Raw genomic sequence first — 25,038 nt, forward strand, 5'->3', positions numbered from 1 at the left:
ACACTTATTCTTCGGTGAGAATATGACTGCTGTTGCGGCGTATCTCGACAATGGGATATTCCAGTAAACTGAAAAGTGCTGTGGCAACGGCGTAAACCTCTTCTAAAGCAGCGCTTTCTTTTACTTTTGCCAGGGATTTCTGGCGGATAAGAGGCTGGCCCTCGGCATTCAATCCGGTCTGATAGCGCACCACCATAGCCGTTTCAGCGTGTGTTGACTTGATAGACATTATTTTCTCCTTTCCCCATCTCTGCTTGGCAATCGTCTCTTCCAGCGGCGGCAAACGCTTATGAGTAAAAGCTAGTCCATGTTTCATCATATGAACTGGTTGGAAAAGAGTGACAAACCCAAAACCCAAAAAAAGGTGCCGATTTCTCAACACCTAAACTATCCGAGATTCCCATCTCTATAAAAACATATCAGCCAATGTTACCTTCAGACCCTTGAAATATGCTGATTCAACATATTCATAGGCATCTTTTTGAAAGGCGATGCTGTCGGTTATTTCATTTTTATCAAGCATATAAATATATACCAGATTATTTTTGGGATCAACCATCCAGTATTCCTTAATACCGCATTGCTTGTAAAGCTCCAACTTCTTGAGCGTATCCTTACTTCTGGTAGAGGGTGAAAGGACTTCAACCACCAGGGTTGGAACTCCTTTGTACTTACCATTTTTGCCTATTTTGTCCCTGTCGCAGATAACGATGATATCCGGTTGAACAACACAAATGTTGTCCTCTGCCTTAAAAAGGGTAATATCAAAAGGCGAAGTGAGGGGGATACAACTTTTATTCTTAAACCAGTTATAAAAGGTGCCATGAATTTCGTTTACAGCATATTGGTGCTCGTAAGAGGGCGATGAGAGATTATATATGACGCCGTCAATCAGCTCAAACCGCAGCTCGGAAGCTTCCACGAGCTCCAGAAACTCCTCATAAGTCACCTTTCCCTCACGAGTTTGATATTCTGCAGCACCTTCAACCACGAAGCTTTTATTCGGGTCATCGCATGACAGTATTCTGGCAATATCCCTTCCATTTTTGGTCACAATTATTTCTTCGTTGACCTCCACAAATTTTAAGTATTTGCCAAAATTATTCTGTACTTCCGTCGAAGGAACTCTCAAAATAATCCCTCCATTTTAGCTATATATATTCCATTATGCATATATTTAGCTAATCAGTCAACAATTATCTCAAAGTTAGCTAATAATCGCAGCACAACCAAGCATTAAAAGTCCCTCTTTTTTACATTGAGTGATGACGGAATTCATAAGAGCGTAATGCGAAAAAAACTCTGGACAGCGAAGATGCGACCATAATACCGGCTGCTATGGCAACTGCAATACTTACCGTATAAGAGCCATATTCGGCGAAATCTCCAAACCTACCATTGATCGCATAGCTCATTGTGTAGTATAAGGCCCGACCAGGAACCAGTGGAATTATAGCAGCTGTTAAAAAAGTAGTAGCTGGCGTTTTCTCGATGCGGGCGCAGATCTCCGAGTAAAAGGTTACTATAATGGAGGATATGAAGTACTGCATCATTTCCCCGCTTAGCCAGAGACCACCGAGTAAGTATATCACCCATGCTAACATACCACCGAAAGCAGCATACCCTATTTTCCTTCCTTTAATATTGAACAGAATCGAAAAACCAAGTGAACCCATAAAAGCTGTAATGATTTGATATGTATGAATCATTTAACCATGCCTCCAACAAAAACTGATACCAAACCGAATCCAAAAGAGATGGACAAAGCTATAAGAATAGCTTCAGAAAGGCGCAGTAGTCCTGCTATCGTATCTCCGCTTATAATATCCCTTATTGAGTTTGTGAGAGCCAATCCAGGTATCAGCAGCATGATATTTCCGATTGCAATCTTATCGAAGCTATGACCTATCCCGATTCTAACTAGCAGAAACACCAGAATGCCTACAACGAAGGAGCACAGTATATTTACAAAAAAAACATTCTTATCAACTCTTTGGATAAAAGTGATCGCAAATTTCAATATCATACCGATAGCCGCAGAAACAGCTACATCATTCAAGTCGCCTCCATAGAAAATCGTGAAGGATCCAGCAATCATACCATAGACTAAATATTGGACAACCCAATCATATAGGCGTGTAATACCGATTTGTTCTATTTCATTTCTAATATATTCTGCCTCGGGTGTGTGTTTACAAACGTAGTAGGAAAGATTATTAAGCCCATCTAACTTATCAAAATCCGTTGAGTATTTTAAGATCCTCCTGGTTTGAGTGAGGGTATTTCCGCTTTTCAACTGAATAGATACGACGATGCTAGACGTGATAGTAAATACATCCACCCGCCTTGCATCATATGCTTTGCAGATACGACTGATGGAGTCCTCCACGCGATTTACTTCAGCACCGCTGACAAGCATTTGCTCTCCAATATCCAGTATGTAACTTAGTAATTCTTTTGTAAGCATATCATTTAAGGCCCTTCCTCATAAGGTGCTTAATAATTTGAGTTAAGTATAAAATAATACCTTCTTAAATTCTATTGTTTAATTCTAACTTGTTTGCATCATTATGTCTGCTCTTTTCTTCGATTAGAAGGATGATAATGAATGATTTTCATAAGGCGCAATTAGAATACTTCTACATACCCTTGTGTTGCATGGACCCGAATTTTGGCGCTTGCCGCTAGGTAACCTCTATGTTATGATTAATTAAGGGAAAATGTGGAACTTGACAGAATAGAAATAGAACTCTTTAATCTACTTCTTAGGAGATGATCCTTGATGAGCCGACCTAAACAGAATCTTGACCGTAAATTCACTTATAAAGACTATCTAACTTGGTCGGAAAAAGAACAGTGGGAACTCCTTAACGGAATTCCTTATAATATGACTCCCTCTCCATCGACACAACACCAGAAAATTGTTACTACGCTCATAGCTCAATTTTACAACGCCCTTAAAGACAGTCCTTGCCAAGTTTTTGGTGCCCCCTTTGATGTAAGATTGCCAGAACAGGAAAAAAACAGTGACGATATCTTCACTGTTGTACAACCTGATCTAGCTATTATCTGTGATCGAAATAGGCTGGATAATCATGGATGTGTTGGTGGCCCTGATCTCGTTATTGAGGTAACATCTCCATCAACTCTACGTAAAGACATTAAGGATAAGTTTTATCTCTATGAAAAAGCGGGGGTCAATCAATATTGGATAATCTACCCCGAACAAAAAACTGTCGTAGTTTTTAAATTGGATAAAGAAGGAAAATTCGGTCGCCCCGACATCTATTGCGAAACTGATATAATACAATTTGAGATATCTGGGTCAATACGTATAGATTTATCAGAGGCATTTAAAGAGTATTGACAAGGTTATCCCCACCCACCTGACGTTGAATTTTCCCATCCTCCAAATTTAGTTACAATGACTTATTGTTTGATAATAAAGCAGTATTATATTATAAATATCCCTCCCTGACAATAGTTAAAGCCCAGAGTACTTATCCATAGTCAAGTCGGGATATTTCAGACATCAACTATCCGATATATTCCCATCTCTATATAATTGTATTAGCCAATGCTACCTTAAGGCCCTTGAAATATGTTGGATTCAACATATTTCAAGGGCCTCGCATCTATCCCGCTATTTCTGTGAACTTTTCTTCTACCTGCCGAAATTCCTTTTTAAGTTGACGATGGACTAATCCTATGGCTACCGGCAGAAAGACCGCTGTCATCTTTAGCAGTGTCCAGATGTTAGGTAGAACCTGCTCCAAACTAATTCCCATCAAGGCCAAATCCCTAACTTCCGAGACGAAATAGGTAAGGGGAAGAACTTTCGAAATCATCTGCACAAAATCAGGCATTGCCTGAAGGGGCCAAGTGAAGCCGGATATCAGGAAGGAAGGGACCGCAAAAAGCATAGCTAATTGGGTGGCTTCAAGTTCGTTTTTACAAATAATAGATAGCATCACTCCTAAGGACATGATGGTCAGGAGAAAGACGGAAATCAGCAGCTCAAAGGTCCATATGCTGCCGTGATAGGGCACTTGGAAATAACTAATGCAGAGATAATAGACTAAGTTAGCGCTCAACATATTAAGCAGAAAGTGGACAGTTAACTTCCCCAAGACTACTTCGATTGCATTATAAGGCCTCAGTTCATTAATCGTTCCAAGGCTCTTTTCTCTTGACAAAGCACTTGCTACATAGAGTAAGGCAATCTGCTGTGCCACTGTACCCGCTAAGCCTAGCAGCAAAAAATTCGCATAGTTGAAGGTTGGATTATACCATATTCTAAGAGCCAATCGCGCGGGCAGGGCGGCTGAGGCTGCCTGGTCCGGAAGCAGGCCGGCTCCGCTCTCCAGGGCCTTGATACTTGCCCCTGCGGAAAAAGTGCCTACAATTTCATTAGCCGCAGAAAGTACAGCATTACTGAATAATAGGTTCGTTCCATTGACAATCACTAAAACGGTACTGCCTTCCCCGGTTTTTATCTTAGCATCCAGATCGGCTGGGATAACGATGCCCGCAGTGATTTTACGATTCTCCATCTCGCTGCGTAGTTCAGTCTCACTTGCCACCTGGCCAACAACATCAAACTTCTCAGAATCCCGAAACCCCTGGGCGATAGCCCTGCTAGTGGCCGTGTTATTATAATCCAGAACTACAGTCTTGATGTCCTTGACCACATGAGTACTATACATCAGACCAAATAGTATCATATATAGCAGCGGTATCATGAATATCACTACCAACATTCGTTTGTTTCGAATAATATACTTGAGTTCACGGAGGGCTACTTTTAGAATACCCATTGTTCAGACTCCTCACCCTAATTAAATTTTACACTAACCTCCATACCCGGCCTTAAGTCTGGCGAGTTAACCTGAACTTTAACATTATAAGAAACGATATCCTTTTCCCCTCGGTCATTGGTAGCTCGGGTGGTGGCAAATTCTGGTTTGCGGCTAATGTCTATAATTTTCCCACTAAGTTTCTTATCCTCCTGGCTGGAGATCAAAATGGCAGCTTCCTGCTCTAACTTTAGATCAGTCAACACACTCTCACTTACCTTCACGTTAACCCAATTGTCCAAATAATTCGTGACACTCATAAGGGGCAGTCCCTGGGAGACCATTTCCCCTTCTTTTACGTTAAGCGAAGTAACTGTCCCATCACAAGGTGCTTTGATCTGAGCCTCCGCAAGATTATTTTCGATCTCCTTCAGTTGCCCTTCGGCAGCAGCCTGGGAAGCCTGTGCTCTTTGAATATCTGCAGCATAAACGTCGAGTTGCGCACGTGCCGCCTGAGCCATTCCTAAGTCGGCTTCAGCAGCTTCCACCCCTACTAATGACAGCTTATATTTATTTTCCACTCCATCCATATCTTGATCCGAAATAACCTTTGCTTTATGTAGATCTAGCATCCGTTGATATGTCTTCAGAGCTAATTCCGCGTCGGTTTTAGCTTTCTCAACTCCAACTTGTGCTTTAGTGATGGCAGCAGTGGTTGCGCTGTTTGTAGCGGACATTGCGGCTGTTGCTTTGATAATGTCTCCCTGAGCCACCTTTACCGCAGCCTGTGCTGCTTCTTCCTTTGCTTTAAGATCACTGTCGTCTATTTGGGCCACTATGTCTCCCGCCCTGACCAGCTGACCTTCTTGGACATTTAACTTGACTACCCGGCCGGGAATTTTGGTATTAACGCTAACTTCTTGTGCTTCTGCATTTCCAGTGAAATCTGTAGCGGATTGTTGTTGATTAGCAATAGCTACTCCTATCGGAAAATAGGAAGCACACCCTGTCAGGGTTGCAGTCAAGATCAACAAACCAATGACTCTTGTTACTTTTTTAATGTCTTGCATGCTCACATTTCTTCCTCCCCATAATTTAGTATTCCATTAAAGATAATGTCTTGGATATGTGTCAAGCGCTCTTCGAGCATAGAAGGCGCCATTATATCCTCCTTCCAGAAGGTCTGAAGCATCTCCCGTCTTGAAAAATAAACTAGACATAGAGCATTAACACTCACCAGAAGATGACGGATATCAATATTCTTACGTATCAGACCCGCCTGCTGGCCTACCTGCAAAAACTGGCGAAGCACAGGCTCAGCAGGGTCTATTAGTTGAGGAAGGACTCTGTTGGCATATTTCTCCTGGTTCAAAGCCTCCCAGCTCATTAGACGCACAAACTCATCGTGCTCTGCCAAATAATAGAAGTATTCCCGAATGGCCTGCTTAATCACTATTTCAGGGTCGGTTCCAGACTGGATTACTGACGACCCTCTTGTATAGAGCTTAGTATAATTGTAACGGAGTACTTCCACATATAAGTTTTCTTTGCTCTCGAAGTAGTGGTAGATCATGCGCTTATTAATATGTGCTTCATCAGCAATTTCATCAACTCTTGAACCTTCCAGTCCTTTTTGGGCAAAAATCGCTGTTCCGGCTAAAAGTATTCGTTGTTTACTTTCCTCCGAACGAGTAAGGTCACCACTTTTTTCAGGATTAAGTGGATGTGTCGGGTTACCTTTCACTTTTCATGTCACCACTTTCATTTGCTATAGATTGCTTTCGCTTATTAATTAATGTCCAGGGAAGTAAGTAAGTAAGTAAGTAACTAGTTAGTTACTTTGTTTAATATAGAACTTTTCACTTAGTCTGTCAAGAGCAACCTTCGTAGATCATCCTCATCACATTTTTACATAGGTGGGTTTAAATCTTCGTTTAGGATTTCAGATCCTTCACTGATCCAAATATTTCTACTTAGACAAATTTCAAATTGCCGTTATTCCCATATTATGGATTAGATTAAGATTGAAGGGGGTAAGTTAAATGGCATTTGGTAACATCGATGGAGCCGCTTGCGGTTGTGATCAAGGAAAAGGATTTGGAGCTGGCATTGCAGCTGTTGTAATAATAATTCTTCTTCTTATCGCATTAGGAATTGTGTTCTAAATTAATTTAAGTTTGAAAGGTGGAAACATTATGTACGGAATGAGTCAAGCATGCTGTCCTCCTCCGGTTGCCCCAGTTGCTGGTTATGGGTATGGCGCAGTCGGTGCCGGAGTCGGTGCCGGAATTATCGCGATTGCTATTTTAATTCTTATCGCCTTAGGGGTCATATTCTAAAACTCTAGGTTGAATTGGCTGCCATTTAAAAATGGTAGCCTTTAAAATCTTTTTCTTTAATTTAAAAATTCGACGGGTTTGAGGTGACTAATCTAGATTAGTCACCTCAAACCCGTCGAATTTTAATTCCTTCATGAACGAACTAATACGTCCGGTATATTTTTCAACTTATCCTTTCACACTGATTACCGAGGATTCCCTTCTGAACACCTTTTTGCAATCATCCAACAAGGTGTAAATAACCGGTACTACAAACAAGGTAAGAATCATTGAAGTAATTAATCCCCCAATAACCGCATGCGCCATTGGTGCGTACATCTCCGAGCCGGTTGCATGAGCAAATGCTGAAGGCAGCATGCCGAAAATCATCGCCAAAGAGGTCATCACGATGGGACGCAGCCTTACCAGTCCGGCTTCCACCAAGGCATTATTGATCTCTGCTCCTTCGCTTCTCCTCTGTCTGGCATAGTCAACAAGCAAAATGGCATTCTTGGCAACCAGGCCCATCAACAAAATGACCCCGATCAAAGACATGACGCTGAGCTGACTGCCGGCAATAAATAGTCCAAGTATTGCTCCGATAATAGCCAATGGAAGAGCAAACATAATCGCTACCGGGTCAATAAAGCTCTCAAACTGGGCTGCCATAACCAGGAATATAAAGAGAATCCCCATTCCCAAGGCTATCACCAGCTCAATAAAGCCATCTCCCATTGGATCATCAGCCAGCACAAGAGAAATACCCTTGGGCATCTGTAGTTCATGATTGAGCTTTTTCAAATTTGAAGCTGAAAAATCATCGATGGAAATCCCTGTAACATTGGCTGAGAGTTCAATTTGTCCAGTCCTGTCATACCTCTGCAGGGTGGAAGAGGTGGTTGCAAAAACCTTGCGGGTCACCTGATCCAAGGCAACCATACGCTCATTTGATCCTGAGACATAGATCCCGCTCAAGCTGCCTAAGTCCACGCGCTGATCATCTTCCAGGGAAACCCTCACATCATAGCGGTCTTTTGCTCCATTAAACTTGCTCACGGCGACACCGTCAAAGAGGGTATTTAGGGTTTCTCCTACTGCAGCCGGATTGACTCCCAGATCTGCTGCCTGATCACGATCCACATCCAGCTGTAGCTTAGGCTTGCCTGCCTTATAACTAAGGCTTACATCCCGTGCACTGGGATCCTCCCTCAATATTCCTTTAGCTGCAAGGGCAATAGTTTGCATCTGCTCGTAATCATTCCCCCGGATATTAAAGGTGACATCTTTTTCGGTGCCCGACCCCATTGAAGCTGTATAAATGGCAAACTCTATCCCGGGAACTTTTATATAGTCATTTCTCATTTTCTCAGCGATCTCTCTGGTACTGTCCTTTCGTTCCTTTTTATCAGACAGCTTTACGAAAATCGAGACTTGATCCTTTCCTACTGTAGTATACATACTCCGTGCTTCAGGATATTTATAAGCAATACTTTCCAGGTCCTTAGCTTGTTGTCCCGCCGCCTCCAGTGATAAACCTGAGTCCAGCCCCACATCAATGGTAAGTTCCCCCAAGTCTGTGGCAGGAAGAAAGGTGAACCCCAGCCCGGGAACTAAAGCGATACTTCCCGCAAACATAGCGAAAACCAAGACCAGGGTTTTCAGCCTGTGGCGGAGGACTACCTTAAGTAATTGTGAATAATTTCCGGCAAGTTTATCAAACCTTTGGTTAAACCACCCTAAAAACTTACCAATGATCCATTTCTCCTTTTTATCCTCTGCCTTAAGCAGTTTAGCAGACATCATGGGTACCAGAGTAAAGGAAACGAACAATGAAACCAACATACTAAAAACGACGGTCAGGCCAAACTCAATAAATAGTTTCCCGATAAATCCGCTAACCAGGGCAACGGGGAGAAAGACAGCGACGACGGACAGGGAGGTGGCCAGGACTGCCAGACCAATTTCAGAAGTAGCATCTTGGGCTGCTTGAAAGGGAGATTTACCCATACCCAGATGGCGCTCTATATTTTCTATGACAACAATTGCGTCATCGATCAAAAGTCCGACGGATAGTGATATGGCCATCATTGACATGGTATTAATGGAAAAATTCATGAGCTTCATGGCAATAAACGTGGTAATGATGGAGATAGGAAGAGAAATTGCACTGGTCAAGGTGCTTTGCCATTTATTCAAGAAGAGAAAGATAATGGCAATTGCCAGGATACACCCTTCCAGGACAGTTTTATTAACATTGTTGACCGTGTCCTTTACTGCCTGGGAATTATCACGAACAATGTCAACCTTTACTCCTTCAGGCAGCAGTCCGGCAATCCGCGTCAATTCTTCTTTAACGTTTTCTGATACCAACACTGTATTGGCACCTGATTGTTTGATGATATCAATCCCTATGGCCGGCTTGCCTTGATAAAAGCAAAGAGATTCCCTATCCTTCATTCCATCCCTCACTTCTGCTACATCACCCACCCTAATCTCAGATCCGGCCCGTTTGGCAATCAGAATATTATTAAAATCCTCAACTTTATTGATATTACTGGTTGTACTAAGGGAAATTTCTGTGCTTGCATCCGTCACCTTACCGCCCTGCATCTCAAGATTATCACTTTGCAGGCTATTGACTACTTCTGACGTAGTTAAGCCAAAGGAAGCAAGCTTTTCCTTATCCAGCAGAATATGTATTTCACGTTCTGTATTACCTTGGATGTTTACTGCACCAACGCCTTTAACCGTATAGAGACCCTTTTTTACAACATCATTGACCAATTGAGATAACTCTTCAGTTTCTCCTGTCCCGGATACTGCCAGAGAAAAAATAGCTTCGGCAGACATATCAAATTTGGCAATAACCGGCTCCTCAACCTCTTGAGGCAACTGCCCTCGTATGGAGCCAACTTTATCCCGCACCTCTTGAACCGCCACATCTGCGGATTTATCCATAGAAAACTCCAGGACTGTATTAGACACTCCCTCAGTGATGGTTGAACTTATATGCTTTACTCCGGAAATCTGTCCTGCTGCTTCCTCTACAATCTTCGTCACCTTAGTTTCGAGCTGCTCCGGCGATGCTCCCCTTTGCTCAACAGTTACTGTAACGTAAGGTATATCCGCCTGAGGCATATCATTGACCGTCAACCTATTGTAGGAGAGAATACCAACTACCAGGAGGACTACAAAAATAACCGTAATAAAAACAGGTCGCTTAATACTGACATCAGCTAAAATCATCCTTATCCCCCCTATTCCTCAACTACCGCTATAGCGTCTCCATCCTGCAATGTGTTCACATTAGTACAAATTACGCTCTCGCCTTTTTGCACACCGGATTTGATGACTACCACATTTTCCTCCGTTTCACCAATGATTACGCTGCGTTTACGGGCAATCCCTTGGTCATTAACGTAAACGTAGCAGCTGTCTTCATTGCCTGCTAAAGCTGCAAGGGGAACTGTAGCTATTTCAACCTTTTGGTCATTAACTATTTCCGCCTTGGCAAAACTTCCGGGCTTGAGGGCCTGGTCTGGGTTATCCAATTGAATCTGGCCTTTAAAAACCCGTGAAGATGGGTCAGCGGACCCATTAATACTTTTCAGCGTCCCCTCATAGACTAATGGATCCCTCTCCCCGATGGTTACTTTAGCCTTTTGCCCGACTTTGATATCCTCCAGGTTTGTCTGCTTCACTTCTATAACTGCATTAATCGGGGAAATGTTCTTAACTTTCCCAAGTATAGTTCCCGAATCTACATTCTGACCCAGACTCACACTTTTTTCATCCATCATTCCGCTGATTGGTGCACTAATAGTGGTATAGGCTAAAGAATCCGTAAGACTTTCCACATTGACCTGCGCTGTAAGGACATTTGCTTTTAAAGCCTCGAGGTTTGCTTTCGCCACCTTTACAGCTATCTCTGAGTTTTCCAGCTCAACCTTAGCAATTCCATTATGATCAAATAGTACTTTCAGTCTCTCAAAATTACCTTGTTCCGATTCCAAATTCACTTCCGCACTTGTCAAACTTGCTTGAGCGGCAGACAGTTGACTTTCTGCTGCTCTAAGATTATTTCTGGCCTCCTTTTCCTCAAGTTTAACCAGAGGCTCTCCCTGATGTATGTACTCACCCTCTTCAAACAGAATTTGCTCAACCTTTCCTGCGACTTTACTGCTTACGATACCTTCCTCCGACGCTTCCAAGGAAGCCTTGAATTCAATTTCTGCTGCTTTTTCAATAAAATTCACTTGCTGAACTATGACATAAACCTTATTATTTACAGCTTCAATAGTAACTTGCTTATTTTCCGCTTCAGCTGCTCCCTCCTGATTGCCTAACAACATAACACCTGTCATCAGAACAACCAAAACAGCAATAGAAATAATCACTTTTTTCTTCGTTAGCATTGTTTGACTCCTCCCTGTATGAATTGAACACTAGTTTGAGCACCGTAACTCGCTCCCCTCGAAAATCGGCGCATTCCTGAACTCAGCATAGAATAGGAATTTAAACGGAGCGTAAACGGAAATACAATTTCCGAAAAGCTTTTATAACTAAAGAAACTTGGAGCCCCCCCCCACACACATGCGAAGACACTGTCTTCGCACAGATTAACCCTTCTTGCAGACACTGTCTTCGCACGAGTTAACCTTGTTGCAGTAAATTACGAAAGTTTTGACTTTCTGATTTAACAAAAAAACGGCTGCAGGACAGTTCCTGCGCCGTTTTCGCCCGATTTTCTGTTTACTTATTGATGGGTAATTTAACCTGGAATACTGTTCCCTTTCCTAACTCACTTTCCACAGTAACCTTACCCTGGTGTATATTTATAATCTTTTTCACCAGGGCAAGTCCCAGCCCATTTCCACCCAATGAGCGGTCACGGGATTTATCTACTTTGTAAAATCGCTCAAAAATATGCATCTGCTCAGCTGGCCCTATACCGATACCCTTATCGGAAATGATACAAACCGCGGTTTCACCCTCTTGTTCTAAGCTGACGTTAATCTCCCCATTTTCAGGAGTAAATTTTAGAGCATTCACCAAAAGGTTGATCCAAACCTGCTTTAACAGATCCTCGTTTCCACAGACGGTTATTTTAGGCAAGATTGTTTCGGGAATAATATCTTTGGCTTTCCATTGCGGTTCTAAGAGTAAGACAACGTTTTCAAGTTGTCTGTCCAACCGGAACGAGGCTTTCGTGATCGAGCTGCCCTCCCCTTCCAAGGCCGACAGCCGCAAAAGATTATCCGCCAGTTTAGATAATCTCTTGCTTTCCTCTTCGATGATCGTAGCATATTCCTGCTGCTTAAGAGTCGCCGCGCCGTTCTTTCGCAGCAGGGCGGCATAGCCGCTGATGGATGTCAGGGGCGATTGAAACTCATGGGATATGTTGGAGATAAAATCCTGCCGCAGCTGCTCCATGGAGCTGAGTTCTTTGGCCATCTTATTGATGCTGTCAGTGATTTCAAGGAAATGCCCATGTTTATCCCGCTCAATAAACACATCAAAATTACCCTGGGCTATTCTCTCCAAAGCTTCAAGGGTTCTCCGCGCAAGGCGGGACCGATCGTCTTTATGTATAATAGCCACTACCATAATACTTCCGACAATTAGGACTAAATTGATAGTACCGTAGAGCATATCCGACCACGGTTCCGGCGGTCTTCCTATGAACCGGTAAATCAGCAGCATCAGCAGATAGCTCGCCACAAAACACGCCGCCAGCATGCACGCAACAAAACACAGCCAGAGCAAATTTTGCAACCAGCTCTTTTCTTTCAAGAAATCACCTCCAGACGATAACCCAAGCTGCGGATGGTGAGAATTTGAAAGCCGAATCCTTCGGGGGGAAATCGGTCCCGCAGCCGTCCGACATGAACATCCAAAGTGCGTTCATTGCCGTCAAAATCGAACCCCCATATATCCTCAAGCAGCTGATTGCGGGATAAGGTTTTTCCCGTGAAGCTGCCCAGCTTAAAAAGAAGTTCAAATTCCCGCAGGGGAATACTTAGGCGTTCTCCGTTGACGGAAACTGTATGGCTGGTGTTGTCCACGGTAAGAAGGCCTATCCCAATGGTTTGTTGGGAAGCGATTTTATAGCGTTTCAGCAGGGCTCTGCTGCGGAGTAACAATTCTTCCGCTTCAAAAGGTTTTGTCAGGTAATCATCCGCACCCGCTCCATAGCTTTCAATTTTTGAGCCTATTTCACTTTTCGCCGTCAACATAAGGATCGGCATATCCTTGTAATAATTGCGGGCATTCCGGCAAAAATCCAAACCATCCATATTAGGCATCATAATATCAGCAACGCAAAGATCTATTCTTTTTTCGTCGAGTTTCAGAAGTGCGTCCCGGCCGTCTGTAGCTTCGTAAACCTCGAAACCGGCATCCTTCAATATGGTACTTACCAGTCTGCGAATATAAGCATCGTCATCAACCACCAATATTTTAATCATTGCCACACCTCATTTCCTAAAACACATATTTACGATAATATAGGTTTTTAAACAGAGTGTAAACAAGACCAACAATGTTAGAAGAAAGAAGCTGCTCTGACTCTTAAATTTCCCATAAGCTATATAGCTATGATTTTGGAATAAAAGCACTGGAAATTGTAATCCACAGGGATATGGATTGAGTCAAAGTTAAAGGGGGTAAATTAAATAGCATTTGGTAACGTCGATGGAGTCGCTTGCGGTTGTGATCATGGAAAAGGATTTGGAGCTGGCATTGCAGCTGTTGTAATAATAATTCTTCTTCTCATCGCATTAGGAATTGTATTCTAATTTAAGTTAGAAAGGTGGAAACATTATGTACGGAATGAGTAATGTATGCTGTCCTCCTCCCGTTGCCCCAGTCGCTGGTTATGGGTATGGCGGAGGCGGAGTCGGTGCAGGAATTATCGCGATTGCTATTTTAATTCTTATTGCATTAGGAGTCATATTCTAAACGTGTAGGTTGAATTGGCTACCATTTGAAATGGTAGCCAATTATTATGCTTTGTGGTTCAAATGACGTTTGAACGGATAGGGTCGTTCCAATTTATCTAATTTAAGCAACAATACTCCGCATATCACAAGCAAGCCTCCTAGCAGTTGGCTGCTTGTCAGTGTTTCTCCCAGAATGAAGCCAGCTAATACGATGGTTATTGCCGGTTCCATGGTACTTAAAATAGAAGCTTGGCTGGCCCCTAAAAGGGATAGCCCTTTTTGATAAGAAAAAAGAGGGATAACGGTACATAATATTGCTGTTCCAAGACCTACGATCCACAGGGCTGACTGGGAGTGACCTGAAAAGACATTGGTCGGAGGATAAATGGCCATAGTAGCCAACAAACATATGATGCTTGTAGAAGCGGATACGGTCAATGGATCCGCCTTTTCGGAAAGATACTGTCCAAGGATATTGTATAACGCATAAAATAGCGCAGATAAAACGCCATAAAAAAAGCCCGGCATGCTGATTTTTTGCCCTGATATATTTACAACATCTACAACCAGCAAGCAACCGAAAAAGGCAATAAGTAAAGTTACGCCCTTAACCAAGGATATTTTCTCTTTAAAAAACATGGCGGACATAAGTACAACCATTAGAGGATAGGTGTAAAGTAATATATTAGTAATGGTGGCTGACATATACTTAATGGATAGGAAGTAGGCATATGAACAGCCAAAAAACAGTAATCCCTGGAGGGTTAATAGAAAAAGACATGATTTGGATATTTTTAAGCCCTTTTTTCGACTGACCAAGTGGATAAAAACCATTAAGCTACTGGCTATGAAAAATCGCGAAAATAACATGAGATCCATGGTTAAACCCAGGTTATACCCCCATTTTACGAATATGGGCAAAGCCCCATAGCCTATAGCTGCGAGAATTATTAATAGATAACCATTTAGCATTTCATTATTTTCCCTTCTCCTTGTTACATATTACACAATATTCAAGAGCACCATTATAAATAAGGTACCGAGTATCTGTCAAATACCTAAGAATGATACGGGGTATAGACATCTTCGATTCCTTCTATTGATTTTAATACATTTACCGTTTGTCGATTACACCCTTATCTAGAGAGACGCAAAAACGATTGATGCTAAAAAATAAGAAGAAATTATAAAAAGACTATTGTATTTTATCAACTGAACACGGAGGTAAAAACTGGTCAAGGCAATTTGAAACGGTACAGGCTTCAAGAATATCACCTTGTCAAATTCAATTCTTAAACACAAAAGATGGATTCGCAAAAGGAGCTTTGTTGGGATACCTGATTGTTCACATTTTTCAACTATATCACGTCCAGCAAAGAATATAGGATGGATTATGTCAGTAAATGGTACAACAAAGCCGATAATAATTTCCATGTACCAGTGAGCGAAATTACAGATATTTTGAATAAATATTTTAACGGCATTAATTCTGATGCTACGAAGATTAACGGTTACAATGCGAAAACCAAGGAGATAGTAACTGGCTTGCAAGGCTTTGGCGGCGAGCGTTTTCCTAAATTATCCAAAAAAGAAACAATCTCAGATAACACATTGAGAGTAACCGCTGACTTTTATGATGATACTTACAAAAATGTAAATTATACAAAAGTTTATACGATTTGCTTTACAGCGAGTGGCTACCAATATTTGTCCATTGTAAAAATCTAATGCTGATCTGCTTTTATGAACTGGATAGAACCACTGTATTGCAACGGTTCTTTCCTAATTGTCTGATAGTCTAGTACATTACTCTCATATCACAATATAACCGTTTAGTGTGAAATTGAACCGGAAGGTTGCAAAACTTGAGGTTGGTGTTTTTTGTAGTTTAGCATTTTGACTTTGGACAAAGTTGTATTCTGTAAAGTACGTATAGCCATTGGCAACATCTTCAATGAAAAGGACGTGACCATAACCCTGTGACCCGCCGCTAAATGAAGCAATAGAGTTTTTTGCTGGATCTAAAGAAGCGGCTCGTTTTGAAACATTTGATGTGTTAATATTTGAATACCATTCAAATCCATTTGCACTTCCATTAAACGAGAGACTCTTTCTGGTTTTCTCCTTTGCTCTTCCCCAGCAATACCAAGTGCATTGATATTGGTTGAATTTTCCGTTGCAGTTTGTTGTTCCATAACAACTGCTATCATTTAAATTTGCAAGAATATTGCCTAAGCTATCATCCAATGAGCTTCCGTCGCCACTAAGATTGTTTTAATATACGCTCTCTTCTTTTGGCCACCGGAGATGTCACATTGAATGAAAGTGTAATTTCCTGCCGTTTCATTATAGGCGGTTACTTGCTCTGTGCCCACAGAACCAGCCACTGGGTAACCCGGTCCAGGACCTGCGTAAGTGGTTGCAGGGCTTGATGTTTCGGTAGTACCCGAAAGACCTCTGGAGGTGACACTTCCACTAATACTGGATAAGGGCGAGGTGGGGATATACATCCTTTTCTTAGTGGTTGTAGTACCCACAAAGTACTCAATATAATACCAGCTGCCTTCCTGCCACACGATGGTCACTGTCTCGTTGGGGCCTACGGAGCTGCTCTCAGATGGGTACAAGCTGCTACTCGGCCCATAATAGACCGAAGTTTGGTTAACTGCCTTACCTGTTGCCATGTTCGTGACCTCCTTTACTTGTGCCGCGGATGCAATCAAGCCTAATTTTATTTAGAAGCTCAATGAAATCAAAAAGAAGATCGTAACTGCACCACTCACCGCCCCGTGCTCTATAGTGTATCTGCTTATCCAAATACATTGAGCCTACATAGAAGCGGTGAGGGAACACTTTCAATAAATTTTTGTGCCTTGAGCACAGCGAAATGAATGGAACTTGTCATGAAAAAAATATTATCGTTATTCTTGATGATGGTATTTACCCTAACACTTCTTACTGCCTGCAGCAAAACTCAAAATACACTAAATACCACTGGGGAAACGCCCTTATCATCCTCAGATGCGTCAGCACCAGTGCAGTCTACAGAAAACGCAACGCATGAACAGAAAATTCTGAACTATATTATTGTCCAGAGAGGGCGGGATGGTGTGCGTGTAGTCCTTCAAAATGATTCTTCTGATAAACTAAAAACATTTGGACATTATGGAATTGTATCCGATGTTGAAAATCTGCTGTGGATAGCATCCCGTGGTGGTGGAGGTTTAGATAGCGAAACAGAGGAAAAAAAGGTTACGGAGCTTCCCGTCATTCAGGAAAGCAATAAAACTACTGGCATAAATAGAGATATTTGGTTTGAGGACACGGGTGGCAATAAGGATGTTTGGATCAGGCTTAATTATGAACCCTTTACACCTGACCAAGGAATGAATGGCTGGGAACATAAGGATCTGATAGTTTATATAGATCCTAACAATCATGACAACGGTTTTTTGGGGATTCAGGATGCTCAAGACCAAAACGTATGGAGGATCATTCTTCTGCCTAGCTATGGGCCTTGGATTGAAAAGGAAATCGATATGCTTTTGCGTTTGACAATAGCAATGTAACAATAATAATTTTAAAGGCCGGACGGGTTCCCGTCCGGCCTTTAAAATTAGCAAAAATCACTTAGATTACATAATGTGTTCATCCATGATATACAAATAGGAATTCAAAAAACATTATCGAATGAATGTCAATACCCCTGCATCCATCTCACATACCGTATCACACAATTTTGCAATATCCTCAGAACTATGCGAAGCGATTAGTATGGTTTTCCCTTCCGCTTTAAGATTCAGTATTAGTTGCCGAATATCTTCTACTCCATGCTTATCCAAACCGTTCATTGGTTCATCTAATATAAGGATCGAAGGGTCTTCCATGATCGCTTGGGCGATTCCTAGTCGTTGCCGCATCCCGAGTGAATACTTGCTAACCCACTTTTTACTGTCAGGATCTAGGCCTACTCGTTTCATTGTTTCATTAATTCTTGTGTCATCAACTTTCCTGCGGATTAGCGATAGGAGCTTAAGATTTCTGAAGCCGCTGTAATGGGGCAGGAACCCGGGAGCTTCGATGATGATGCCAATATCTTGGGGCACGTCAATTTCTTTACCGATTTGTTTGCCTTCCACATAAATTTGACCCGAGGTAAGAGGCATAAAGCCGCAAACGCATTTAAACAGAACGGTTTTACCCGAACCATTGCGTCCGATGATGCCGTGAATTTTCCCTGCTTCAAAGGAAATAGATACATTGTCAAGCGCTGTGTCATTTTTAAATTTCTTCGTCACGTCTTTAATAACCAGTATATTTTCAGCCATTTTTCACTACTCCTTTTAAACTGGCGGCAATACATTAATATCCTTTTTACGGATGAACATATTCGCCAGTAAGATTAGAATAAGGTTTAGCCCGATTAAAACACTGACCGCATAAGTGATGGATGGTAAAGCTGTAGTATGAGTGGTATCAAGAATACCCAAACTTGCCCAAGATACCGGTGATAGCCTAAATAATAAAAAGCTGTTTACATCAAAGCAAAAGTACGGTAAAAAAGCCAGGGCGGAAGAGACAATAACTCCTATTTCCCTCGTGAAACGCATATTAAGCACAAAGATGAGCAACCCCAAAAATGTGCCGATCAGCCAATTTAGAAGGAAGCTCCAGGCCATAGCCGCAATTGGCGTATAGTTAAGCTGTAGCTGATAACTGACGGGCAAAATGATTTTAAATTGATTTCCCGCATTGGTTAGCGCCAAGGTTCCCCAAATCTTTCCCCATTCAAAAGAAAAGGTCAAATTGGGAAGCAGCATCAAAACGGAAACAAAAACGATAAAGAGGAAATAGAGTGCTGAAGCCAGCATTATATAGCTTATTTGACCCAACAGCCAATTTGTTTTACCAGAGCGGATGATAACATAAGGCTGATGGGCATCGATAAAAGGCGCATCACAAAACAGCAGGACAATCCCCAGCATAAGCATAAAGAGCAACATAGCATCAAGTGTGAGATAGGGAAAAACCCATGGGGTAGCCGGTACTTGAACAGCCATAGAAAATTTGGTGATCGGAGGGATATAATCACACAAAAACCCGATAATAAGCAATCCAAGTACATAAAGCCGGGGGTTAGCGGACCATTTACGTAAGTTCTGGATGCAACAAGTGATTATTTTGCTAACGTTACCCATGCTCCAGCCTCCTTTTTATTTGTCGCACAATCAGAATTCCCATCAGAACGCACAATAAGCTGCAGATGAAAATGGAATACAGAAGAGATAAATATGGTCTGCCTGGATAAAATGTTCCAAACAAAGCCTTATGAAACCATAATGTCGAGAGTCCCATTAGCTGAGGTATTCTGATAAAGAAATAGAAAAAGAGTACAGGCGAAGCCATTGTAACGAACACATTGGGAAGGTAAGTAGAAATACATAAAGCCAAAACAGCAAAGAAGGCAGACGCAAAGAAAACAATGACAATCTGAGCAGCAAAATAAACAATATAATTCCCGTCTGAAAGCAGACTGCCATATATCGGGGCTGAAACAGCATTTGCAAACATATGGCTTTCACTGTCGACCAACGGTAATTTCATATGCAGTATAAGCATGAAAAGAATCTCACCAATAGCCACCGCACTGCCACCGGCAAAAGCACAGGTGAATACTTTAGAAATGCTATAACTATTAATATTTGTCCTGATGACGGATGAGCGGATAAACTGGTTGCTCCAATCCGTACAAAAACTTGTCGAATAAGGCAGAGTGGCAAAAATTACTGAAAGCAAGGAAAATCCTTGCATTCCGGCAACCCTGAAAAGATATAACACATCTAGTTTTTCGCCGTGCGCTAAAGAACTGACTTCTGTACTGATGCTGGAGAACAGGGCTGCACACATACCCACGGCTGCCAGTAAGAGACTGACGGAAAAAAAGGCCCGGCAGAAGTCTATTCTAATATTGCCAAACAGTTTCTTCAAAGAATTTCACCTCCAGTATTTGCGTCAATAATGACAGTGTTAGGAACTGTTTGATGTGTACCATCTCCGTATGTAATTCCTTCTCCCAGTTCAAAACACCAGGCGGGTACCATTCGAAATTCATCTCTTGACTGACTAATGAGCGTTGGCACATAATAAAGCTCAATGTCGGTAATGGTAGTTGGATCGGTTAGGATAACATTGCTGTATTTACGCTTAACCGCAGCCAGTGCTTCTTCAACGCTGATAATCTTCATGTCTTTCTGATCAATAGAAGTTTTTTGATAGGGAAAATTAATTGAAAGATACTCTAATCCATCTTTGGAATAACAGGCATAGATATAGTCACTTGACACCAATGTATTATTTTCAACATGTCCGTGACTTTTTGGATAAACAGGGACATAATCTAAGCTGCTGCGGAAAATCATAAAATAACAATTATCTTCCTCACTCCAACGATCTTTAAGCGTGATACTGCCGTCTCTGGGATCGGTCAATTCGCCGTTCGCTTTTTTTATTTTTTCCTGAGCTTGCATCGTTTGGTAATCCAATGAGTACGTTTCCACTTTGTCATCCAAAGAAATGCCCAGGGAAGTAAGAGCTATTTTTACTTCCTCAACTGCCTTTTGATATGGCATAAAAGACAGATCCTGATTTCGCTTGAATTTGTCGGCGTTATAATACAGTTCATTGGGAAGAAAGCAGAATACAGGTTTAATATATGTGAATTTTTTTGTATGGAAATTCAAATTATTGGTACCATTAAATAATTCTTTTCCGTCAACCGTCTGAATGAATCCGTGATTATTTTGTGTGATGTTACTGTTGGAAATAAGTTGAGTTTTCAGAGCCTGCACCTGTTGAGTATTCATTTTAAGCGGATTAACGAGGAGTGTATTAAGTTTTTCAACATTAGAGGGTGCGCTCACTTCGGCGTTTATACTTAAATTAGTGTCCAAGGTTCTTTGGATGTGCTGCGCGGAGTCGTTCCCGGAAGTTGCCGCAATAGAGCTTTGTGCGGAATTGTCAGTATTCTGATGTTGGCAGGCCGTACACACCAGTAGTAAAAATATAATAGCAAGCCATAAAAATGATCTTGTTCTTAGCATCTTTTAATAATCCCCTTTTTCGTCAAATCACCAGCAGCGAGTATGCCGGTGATTTGTATTAGTATCGTTTCGTTTTGATTATCACGGATACCATGTCCCATGGACATTAACCGTTTGGCTGTAGTTACTAGCATCTGCGTTGGCATATAAGTAGAAGTTTCCTGGTACTCCTAAATTATTGATGTACCACAAGGCAGGAATAGATTCTGTCGGAGATTCAATATCATACAAATTAGTAGCTGATACGCCATCGCTGGTTCTTACTCGGAAGTGAATTATATCACCTGTGGCCATATACCCACCTTGAGCATATACTTCTGCGGCTGTAGTATCATTTTTCGGAGCGAGATCGCTCTTCGAAGATGCAGCGCCTCTTTTAAGAGCAAAAGTGAAGGTAGCTGGTGCTGATCGAGGTGTTATTGTGGAACTTGTCTTTTCAGACGCATAGGCTATTGTTGGCCCAGCCAAAGACAACAATAAAGCTAATGCGCAGAAACAACTTAGAATTTTTTTTCTCATGATAACTCCTCCTTTTAATATTAAACAATCCGTATGCCAGTAACTCGCATAGAACACACGGATAGTTTTCGAATAATAGATGATTCATAGAATCAAAATGGAACAGTCTAAATAGTTTTGATATGCAATATTTCGCTTTTTTTCTTTTAAATGTTTTCTTATCTATATAGACAATTTGAAAAAACTTTTGCAACATTTATTTTTGAGGAATTTTTTATTCAAGTCTTTTTTTAAGATCAATGCTTGTCCGAAGCTTGTTCAAACCATTTTTCTAATCTTTTCAAAGCTCTCTTTTTTGTCTGGTTGACTGCTTGTCTGCTAATTCTATAAATAAATGTTGTTTCGGTTACTGTATAGCCCAAAAGATAGATCATTTTGACAATTGATAATTCCGATTCAGTCAGTACAGATTCAATACCTGTCAATTCGACTTTGAAATATGGGTCAGAGGTAGCCAATGCAGCTTCAACATAATAAAGTTCGCTGTCACTAAGGGCCGAATAAGGTACAAAATTATGAAGTTTTTTCAGCTCTATTAATCTTTTTATATAGCTGTTTCGGATAGATGTGCATATATATGAAACAATGATCCCTTCGCTTGTGCCACGGATGCAATCAAGCCTAATTTTATTTAGAAGCTCAATGAGATCAGAAAGAAGGTCGTTATAGGCATCATCATAGAGCCTATAAGCATACTTTTGTAACAACGGATCGAATTTTTTTACGAGTGTTAAAGTTGCACCGTTATCACCTGTCTGTAATTGAACAATTAGGTCCTTAGTCATCAGGCATACCACCCTTCGATTGTCAAAGAGAGGAGCTGTCCAACTTTATAAACCTAAAAAATTAGTTTTTTTGCACCATTTTCACCTTCTCCAATAAAAACAAGAATGGCAGGAAATTGCGTCAACTCGACCGCAATTCCTGCCTTCTCACACCCTTGGAGTATTCTATTTGTACGTTATGGAACGCGATTTATTGACCGCAATAAGATATAGTTTTTAACTTGTTCCCTATTCTAAGATTCTCAAATCCAGAAAATGAAACAGAATTTCCTTTTTCAATCGGTACCAGTTGCCCCTTAGATAAAAAACCTGCCTCTATAAGGGCAGGTTTTAGACATATAGTCTCTGCTGCTTGTAAGCACCTTAGACCCTATGGCTTTGCGTCCCTGTCTTTTGGCAGGTTTGCCCTTAGCGTTGATAATTTATTTAATTTATAAAAGGTCGGCGGATTGTTCTCCGGCATTAGCAAATACTCTTGCTGTTAATCCTTTTTGGCTCTCTACATTTTAAATAGTGTACCACGTGTAATTTATGGAGCTCAACTCAACATCATTGAAAGCTAATTCAATATGTTACCGTAACGGAATATAATGATTGAGTTTCCAACAGAGTGCCGGAAGTGTTATAAATTTTAGCGGTAGCACATACTCGATAGGCGCCTCTGACAACGTAGTAATCGCCCTCTACGTCGGCGATTGAAACCCCGGTCGCTGACGCAGTCCAAGTCTTGATTACGGTCCAGCCACCGCCGTTGGATTTTTGCAATTGGACAGTCAAATCTGTTCTGTACAAGTTATCGTAGCCTGCAGCAGCCCCAACACTGGTAGCTTTCCCTGATGAGTCGATAGATAGGCCCGGACTTAAAAAAGAAATGTAGGTGAATTGAGGGGTTACCTCTCCTTGTGTTCCTGCGCTTTTTGTCTCGTCAGCTGCGTAAACCGGAACGGCGGAGAAAAGGGCTATAAGGACAATAAGACTCATGCTAATAAATTTTTTCATAAACAAAAAACCTCCTTTAAATATCTTTCAATAACTAAAGACAACAAAGAAGGTTTTTTGCAACAAGTTTTTTGAATTTATATATTTCACTTCTTCGGCCATCTTCACCGTCGTGTCTTTACTTGGCTGTGCCGAATCAAAAACATCCGATTATTCATTTTCCCAGATAATTGTAACTAGGGAGTTTGTCACTACAAGCGATCCCCGATACCTGTTATTGATACACCCTGTTTTCAAAGGGGTGTCTCTTGCAGAGCAGCTGCCTTCGCTTAATTCACATAAGTGATAAACCAGCCTTACCAAAATCCAGCTTTACTGTTTTAAGCCTTTAGAAACCAGTACACGATCAATTTCCTCGACATAATCCTCAATTGATCTCCAAGCTCCGTTTAAAAAAACTTCTTCCTTTTTCCCTTCGGCATCACCGGCAATCGGTAAGCGGGTTGTAAGGATTTCACCGTGATAATAGGAAGCTCCAGTTAAAAAGAGATAATCCCGAGTCACATTAAAGTTATAGATGGTCATATCGTCCATTGTCCCATTTACGGTAGATCCATTTGTATCTATGGGGCTTCGGTAAGTAAAGATAAGACGTTTATCTTTACCTTGTAAATCCACTGAAACATACGTATGACGATCTTTATCGGTAAATTCCTCTGTATAGATTCGATTATCGTAAATAATGAAATAAGTGATTTTAGAATTTTCCGGCGAATAGACTTGTTTCTTATTTTTCCCCGAAGAATTTGTACACCAAATAATATTACTCTGCAGGTAATACAATTGGTCTTTATGCGGCTGAATAAGGTTCGGCTCTGATTGTGGAATGCTCAGAAAAAGATCTTTTTTCGTTCCATCGAGAGACAGTTTCCATGCCTGAAAAGTTGAATTAACGTTTTGAGAGCTTCTTTCTGTATTTCTTTCTACCGCTAGGATATAATCCCCTCGCGCTATAAGAGTGTCCATTTCTTTAGATTCAGTCATTTTTTGGGGAGCAGACTGAATATTTGACAAATCCAGACGGTAGAGGAAAGTATCGCTTTTGTTCCAATAGTAAACCCAATGGTCATAAAGCGAATATAAATAGACTCCCTGCTGTATTATTTCTTGTTTCGGCTCCTTGGTTTTAGTATTAACACGGCACAATTGATTCTTATCGCTAAGATAATAGACAAAATCTCCTGCTATTTGAGGGTTTCGGATATAGTCATAAATGAGCCGTTTTGCAGCATTGTCGTCGACACTCTGCAGGTAAAGCCCAGTATGTGTAAGATAGTTCGATCTGTCGCCGTCACGTGATAGAAAATAGCGCGTATCTCCTTTTTCTACCACATAACTGTTTCTTATTAAATTACCTGGAATATTGCCTTGTAGGTTTTCGTCATTTTCCTGTGGAGCGGCTGTATTTGATCCCGAATTATTACTGTTTGAAGCAGTTTGACCTTGGCCAGAATTTTGGCAGCCAATAGCTCCAAAGATTAAAGTGAAAATCAGCATTATGTAAATACTAAAAATCTGCCTATTTCTCTTATTATTATTTATATCCATGTTTCCTCCCTTATGGTTAATCTTTGTTTCCA

The 25,038-nt window shown here is 41.3% G+C and carries 28 protein-coding genes and 1 riboswitch; of the genes, 6 read left to right on the forward strand and 22 right to left on the reverse strand.

From position 1 onward, the window contains the following. Positions 1 to 4: 4 nt before the first annotated feature. From LJE72_RS21345 to LJE72_RS21360, 4 genes are all read right to left on the reverse strand, one after another. A complete protein-coding gene (locus tag LJE72_RS21345) occupies positions 5 to 382 on the reverse strand; it encodes a DUF1659 domain-containing protein (protein ID WP_229250008.1) in 378 nt (125 codons plus the stop codon). Positions 383 to 406: 24 nt separating this feature from the next. Further along, positions 407 to 1,132 carry a type II toxin-antitoxin system Phd/YefM family antitoxin gene (locus LJE72_RS21350; RefSeq protein WP_229250009.1) on the reverse strand — a complete coding sequence of 242 codons (726 nt, stop codon included), beginning with the start codon at positions 1,130 to 1,132 and terminating at the stop codon, positions 407 to 409. Between the two features lie 121 nt (positions 1,133 to 1,253). After that, a complete protein-coding gene (locus tag LJE72_RS21355) occupies positions 1,254 to 1,709 on the reverse strand; it encodes a threonine/serine exporter family protein (protein ID WP_229250010.1) in 456 nt (151 codons plus the stop codon). Next, positions 1,706 to 2,467, reverse strand: a complete 762-nt coding sequence (locus LJE72_RS21360) for a threonine/serine exporter family protein (protein ID WP_229250011.1) — start codon at positions 2,465 to 2,467, stop codon at positions 1,706 to 1,708. The genes LJE72_RS21355 and LJE72_RS21360 overlap by 4 nt, the downstream gene beginning before the upstream one ends. A 315-nt stretch (positions 2,468 to 2,782) precedes the next feature. Here LJE72_RS21360 and LJE72_RS21365 point away from each other — a divergent pair, with 315 nt between their 5' ends. Beyond that, positions 2,783 to 3,367 (forward strand): Uma2 family endonuclease, encoded by a 585-nt coding sequence (locus LJE72_RS21365; protein WP_229250012.1) that lies wholly within the window; start codon positions 2,783 to 2,785, stop codon positions 3,365 to 3,367. A 268-nt stretch (positions 3,368 to 3,635) separates the two neighbouring features. Here LJE72_RS21365 and LJE72_RS21370 read toward each other — a convergent pair whose 3' ends face one another. Genes LJE72_RS21370 through LJE72_RS21380 form a run of 3 tightly spaced genes read right to left on the reverse strand, consistent with a single transcriptional unit; the run spans position 3,636 to position 6,540 of the window. Next, complete coding sequence (locus LJE72_RS21370; protein ID WP_229250013.1) at positions 3,636 to 4,817, reverse strand: ABC transporter permease; 1,182 nt, start codon at positions 4,815 to 4,817, stop codon at positions 3,636 to 3,638. Between the two features lie 17 nt (positions 4,818 to 4,834). After that, positions 4,835 to 5,866: an HlyD family secretion protein gene (locus tag LJE72_RS21375; RefSeq protein WP_229250055.1), complete on the reverse strand. Its 1,032-nt coding sequence runs from the start codon at positions 5,864 to 5,866 to the stop codon at positions 4,835 to 4,837. Between the two features lie 2 nt (positions 5,867 to 5,868). Continuing rightward, entirely contained in the window at positions 5,869 to 6,540 is a 672-nt protein-coding gene (locus tag LJE72_RS21380; RefSeq protein ID WP_229250014.1) for a TetR/AcrR family transcriptional regulator, read from the reverse strand. 298 nt (positions 6,541 to 6,838) lie between these two features. Here LJE72_RS21380 and LJE72_RS26355 point away from each other — a divergent pair, with 298 nt between their 5' ends. Both LJE72_RS26355 and LJE72_RS21385 read left to right on the forward strand, forming a co-directional pair. Beyond that, complete coding sequence (locus LJE72_RS26355) at positions 6,839 to 6,961, forward strand: hypothetical protein (protein ID WP_282437941.1); 123 nt, start codon at positions 6,839 to 6,841, stop codon at positions 6,959 to 6,961. A gap of 30 nt (positions 6,962 to 6,991) precedes the next feature. Further along, entirely contained in the window at positions 6,992 to 7,135 is a 144-nt protein-coding gene (locus tag LJE72_RS21385; protein ID WP_229250015.1) for a hypothetical protein, read from the forward strand. 168 nt (positions 7,136 to 7,303) lie between these two features. Here LJE72_RS21385 and LJE72_RS21390 read toward each other — a convergent pair whose 3' ends face one another. From LJE72_RS21390 to LJE72_RS21405, 4 genes are all read right to left on the reverse strand, one after another. Continuing rightward, positions 7,304 to 10,360 carry an efflux RND transporter permease subunit gene (locus tag LJE72_RS21390; protein ID WP_229250016.1) on the reverse strand — a complete coding sequence of 1,019 codons (3,057 nt, stop codon included), beginning with the start codon at positions 10,358 to 10,360 and terminating at the stop codon, positions 7,304 to 7,306. An 11-nt stretch (positions 10,361 to 10,371) separates the two neighbouring features. Next, a complete protein-coding gene (locus LJE72_RS21395) occupies positions 10,372 to 11,529 on the reverse strand; it encodes an efflux RND transporter periplasmic adaptor subunit (RefSeq protein ID WP_229250017.1) in 1,158 nt (385 codons plus the stop codon). A 337-nt stretch (positions 11,530 to 11,866) separates the two neighbouring features. Next, positions 11,867 to 12,907 carry a sensor histidine kinase gene (locus tag LJE72_RS21400; protein ID WP_229250018.1) on the reverse strand — a complete coding sequence of 347 codons (1,041 nt, stop codon included), beginning with the start codon at positions 12,905 to 12,907 and terminating at the stop codon, positions 11,867 to 11,869. Next, positions 12,904 to 13,581 (reverse strand): response regulator transcription factor, encoded by a 678-nt coding sequence (locus tag LJE72_RS21405; RefSeq protein WP_229250019.1) that lies wholly within the window; start codon positions 13,579 to 13,581, stop codon positions 12,904 to 12,906. Before LJE72_RS21405 ends, LJE72_RS21400 begins: the two co-directional genes overlap by 4 nt. Positions 13,582 to 13,936: 355 nt before the next feature. Here LJE72_RS21405 and LJE72_RS21410 point away from each other — a divergent pair, with 355 nt between their 5' ends. Beyond that, the gene (locus LJE72_RS21410; RefSeq protein ID WP_229250020.1) at positions 13,937 to 14,074 is read left to right on the forward strand and encodes a hypothetical protein; all 138 of its coding nucleotides are present in this window, start codon (positions 13,937 to 13,939) and stop codon (positions 14,072 to 14,074) included. A gap of 44 nt (positions 14,075 to 14,118) precedes the next feature. Here the strand turns inward: LJE72_RS21410 and LJE72_RS21415 are convergent, their stop codons facing one another. Beyond that, entirely contained in the window at positions 14,119 to 15,027 is a 909-nt protein-coding gene (locus tag LJE72_RS21415) for a DMT family transporter (RefSeq protein ID WP_229250021.1), read from the reverse strand. A 414-nt stretch (positions 15,028 to 15,441) separates the two neighbouring features. Here LJE72_RS21415 and LJE72_RS21420 point away from each other — a divergent pair, with 414 nt between their 5' ends. Continuing rightward, on the forward strand, positions 15,442 to 15,783 hold the full coding sequence (locus tag LJE72_RS21420) for a hypothetical protein (protein WP_229250022.1): 342 nt from the start codon (positions 15,442 to 15,444) through the stop codon (positions 15,781 to 15,783). Positions 15,784 to 15,867: 84 nt separating this feature from the next. Here LJE72_RS21420 and LJE72_RS21425 read toward each other — a convergent pair whose 3' ends face one another. After that, positions 15,868 to 16,302, reverse strand: a complete 435-nt coding sequence (locus tag LJE72_RS21425; protein ID WP_229250023.1) for a CHAP domain-containing protein — start codon at positions 16,300 to 16,302, stop codon at positions 15,868 to 15,870. Next, positions 16,287 to 16,739, reverse strand: a complete 453-nt coding sequence (locus LJE72_RS21430; RefSeq protein ID WP_229250024.1) for a hypothetical protein — start codon at positions 16,737 to 16,739, stop codon at positions 16,287 to 16,289. The genes LJE72_RS21425 and LJE72_RS21430 overlap by 16 nt, the downstream gene beginning before the upstream one ends. Positions 16,740 to 16,958: 219 nt before the next feature. Here LJE72_RS21430 and LJE72_RS21435 point away from each other — a divergent pair, with 219 nt between their 5' ends. Next, positions 16,959 to 17,624 carry a hypothetical protein gene (locus LJE72_RS21435; RefSeq protein WP_229250025.1) on the forward strand — a complete coding sequence of 222 codons (666 nt, stop codon included), beginning with the start codon at positions 16,959 to 16,961 and terminating at the stop codon, positions 17,622 to 17,624. A gap of 114 nt (positions 17,625 to 17,738) precedes the next feature. Here the strand turns inward: LJE72_RS21435 and LJE72_RS21440 are convergent, their stop codons facing one another. The 8 genes from LJE72_RS21440 to LJE72_RS21475 all read right to left on the reverse strand — a co-directional run bounded on the left by LJE72_RS21440 (position 17,739) and on the right by LJE72_RS21475 (position 25,006). Beyond that, a complete protein-coding gene (locus LJE72_RS21440) occupies positions 17,739 to 18,383 on the reverse strand; it encodes an ATP-binding cassette domain-containing protein (RefSeq protein WP_229250026.1) in 645 nt (214 codons plus the stop codon). 15 nt (positions 18,384 to 18,398) lie between these two features. After that, entirely contained in the window at positions 18,399 to 19,253 is an 855-nt protein-coding gene (locus LJE72_RS21445) for a hypothetical protein (protein ID WP_229250027.1), read from the reverse strand. Further along, positions 19,246 to 20,043, reverse strand: coding sequence for a hypothetical protein (locus LJE72_RS21450; protein ID WP_229250028.1), 798 nt, complete (start codon positions 20,041 to 20,043; stop codon positions 19,246 to 19,248). The genes LJE72_RS21445 and LJE72_RS21450 overlap by 8 nt, the downstream gene beginning before the upstream one ends. Further along, positions 20,040 to 21,155, reverse strand: coding sequence for a hypothetical protein (locus LJE72_RS21455; protein WP_229250029.1), 1,116 nt, complete (start codon positions 21,153 to 21,155; stop codon positions 20,040 to 20,042). Before LJE72_RS21455 ends, LJE72_RS21450 begins: the two co-directional genes overlap by 4 nt. A gap of 81 nt (positions 21,156 to 21,236) precedes the next feature. Next, the gene (locus tag LJE72_RS21460) at positions 21,237 to 21,674 is read right to left on the reverse strand and encodes a hypothetical protein (RefSeq protein WP_229250030.1); all 438 of its coding nucleotides are present in this window, start codon (positions 21,672 to 21,674) and stop codon (positions 21,237 to 21,239) included. Positions 21,675 to 21,910: 236 nt separating this feature from the next. Next, positions 21,911 to 22,459 carry an RNA polymerase sigma factor gene (locus LJE72_RS21465; protein ID WP_229250031.1) on the reverse strand — a complete coding sequence of 183 codons (549 nt, stop codon included), beginning with the start codon at positions 22,457 to 22,459 and terminating at the stop codon, positions 21,911 to 21,913. A 354-nt stretch (positions 22,460 to 22,813) separates the two neighbouring features. Further along, positions 22,814 to 22,876, reverse strand: a riboswitch (cyclic di-GMP riboswitch). A gap of 147 nt (positions 22,877 to 23,023) precedes the next feature. Continuing rightward, positions 23,024 to 23,458, reverse strand: a complete 435-nt coding sequence (locus tag LJE72_RS21470; RefSeq protein WP_229250032.1) for a hypothetical protein — start codon at positions 23,456 to 23,458, stop codon at positions 23,024 to 23,026. A gap of 312 nt (positions 23,459 to 23,770) precedes the next feature. Next, positions 23,771 to 25,006, reverse strand: coding sequence for a DUF5050 domain-containing protein (locus LJE72_RS21475; RefSeq protein WP_229250033.1), 1,236 nt, complete (start codon positions 25,004 to 25,006; stop codon positions 23,771 to 23,773). Positions 25,007 to 25,038 lie beyond the last annotated feature (32 nt).

It is taken from the genome of Desulfosporosinus shakirovi (assembly GCF_020595055.1).
GTDB classification, from domain to species: domain Bacteria; phylum Bacillota; class Desulfitobacteriia; order Desulfitobacteriales; family Desulfitobacteriaceae; genus Desulfosporosinus; species Desulfosporosinus shakirovi.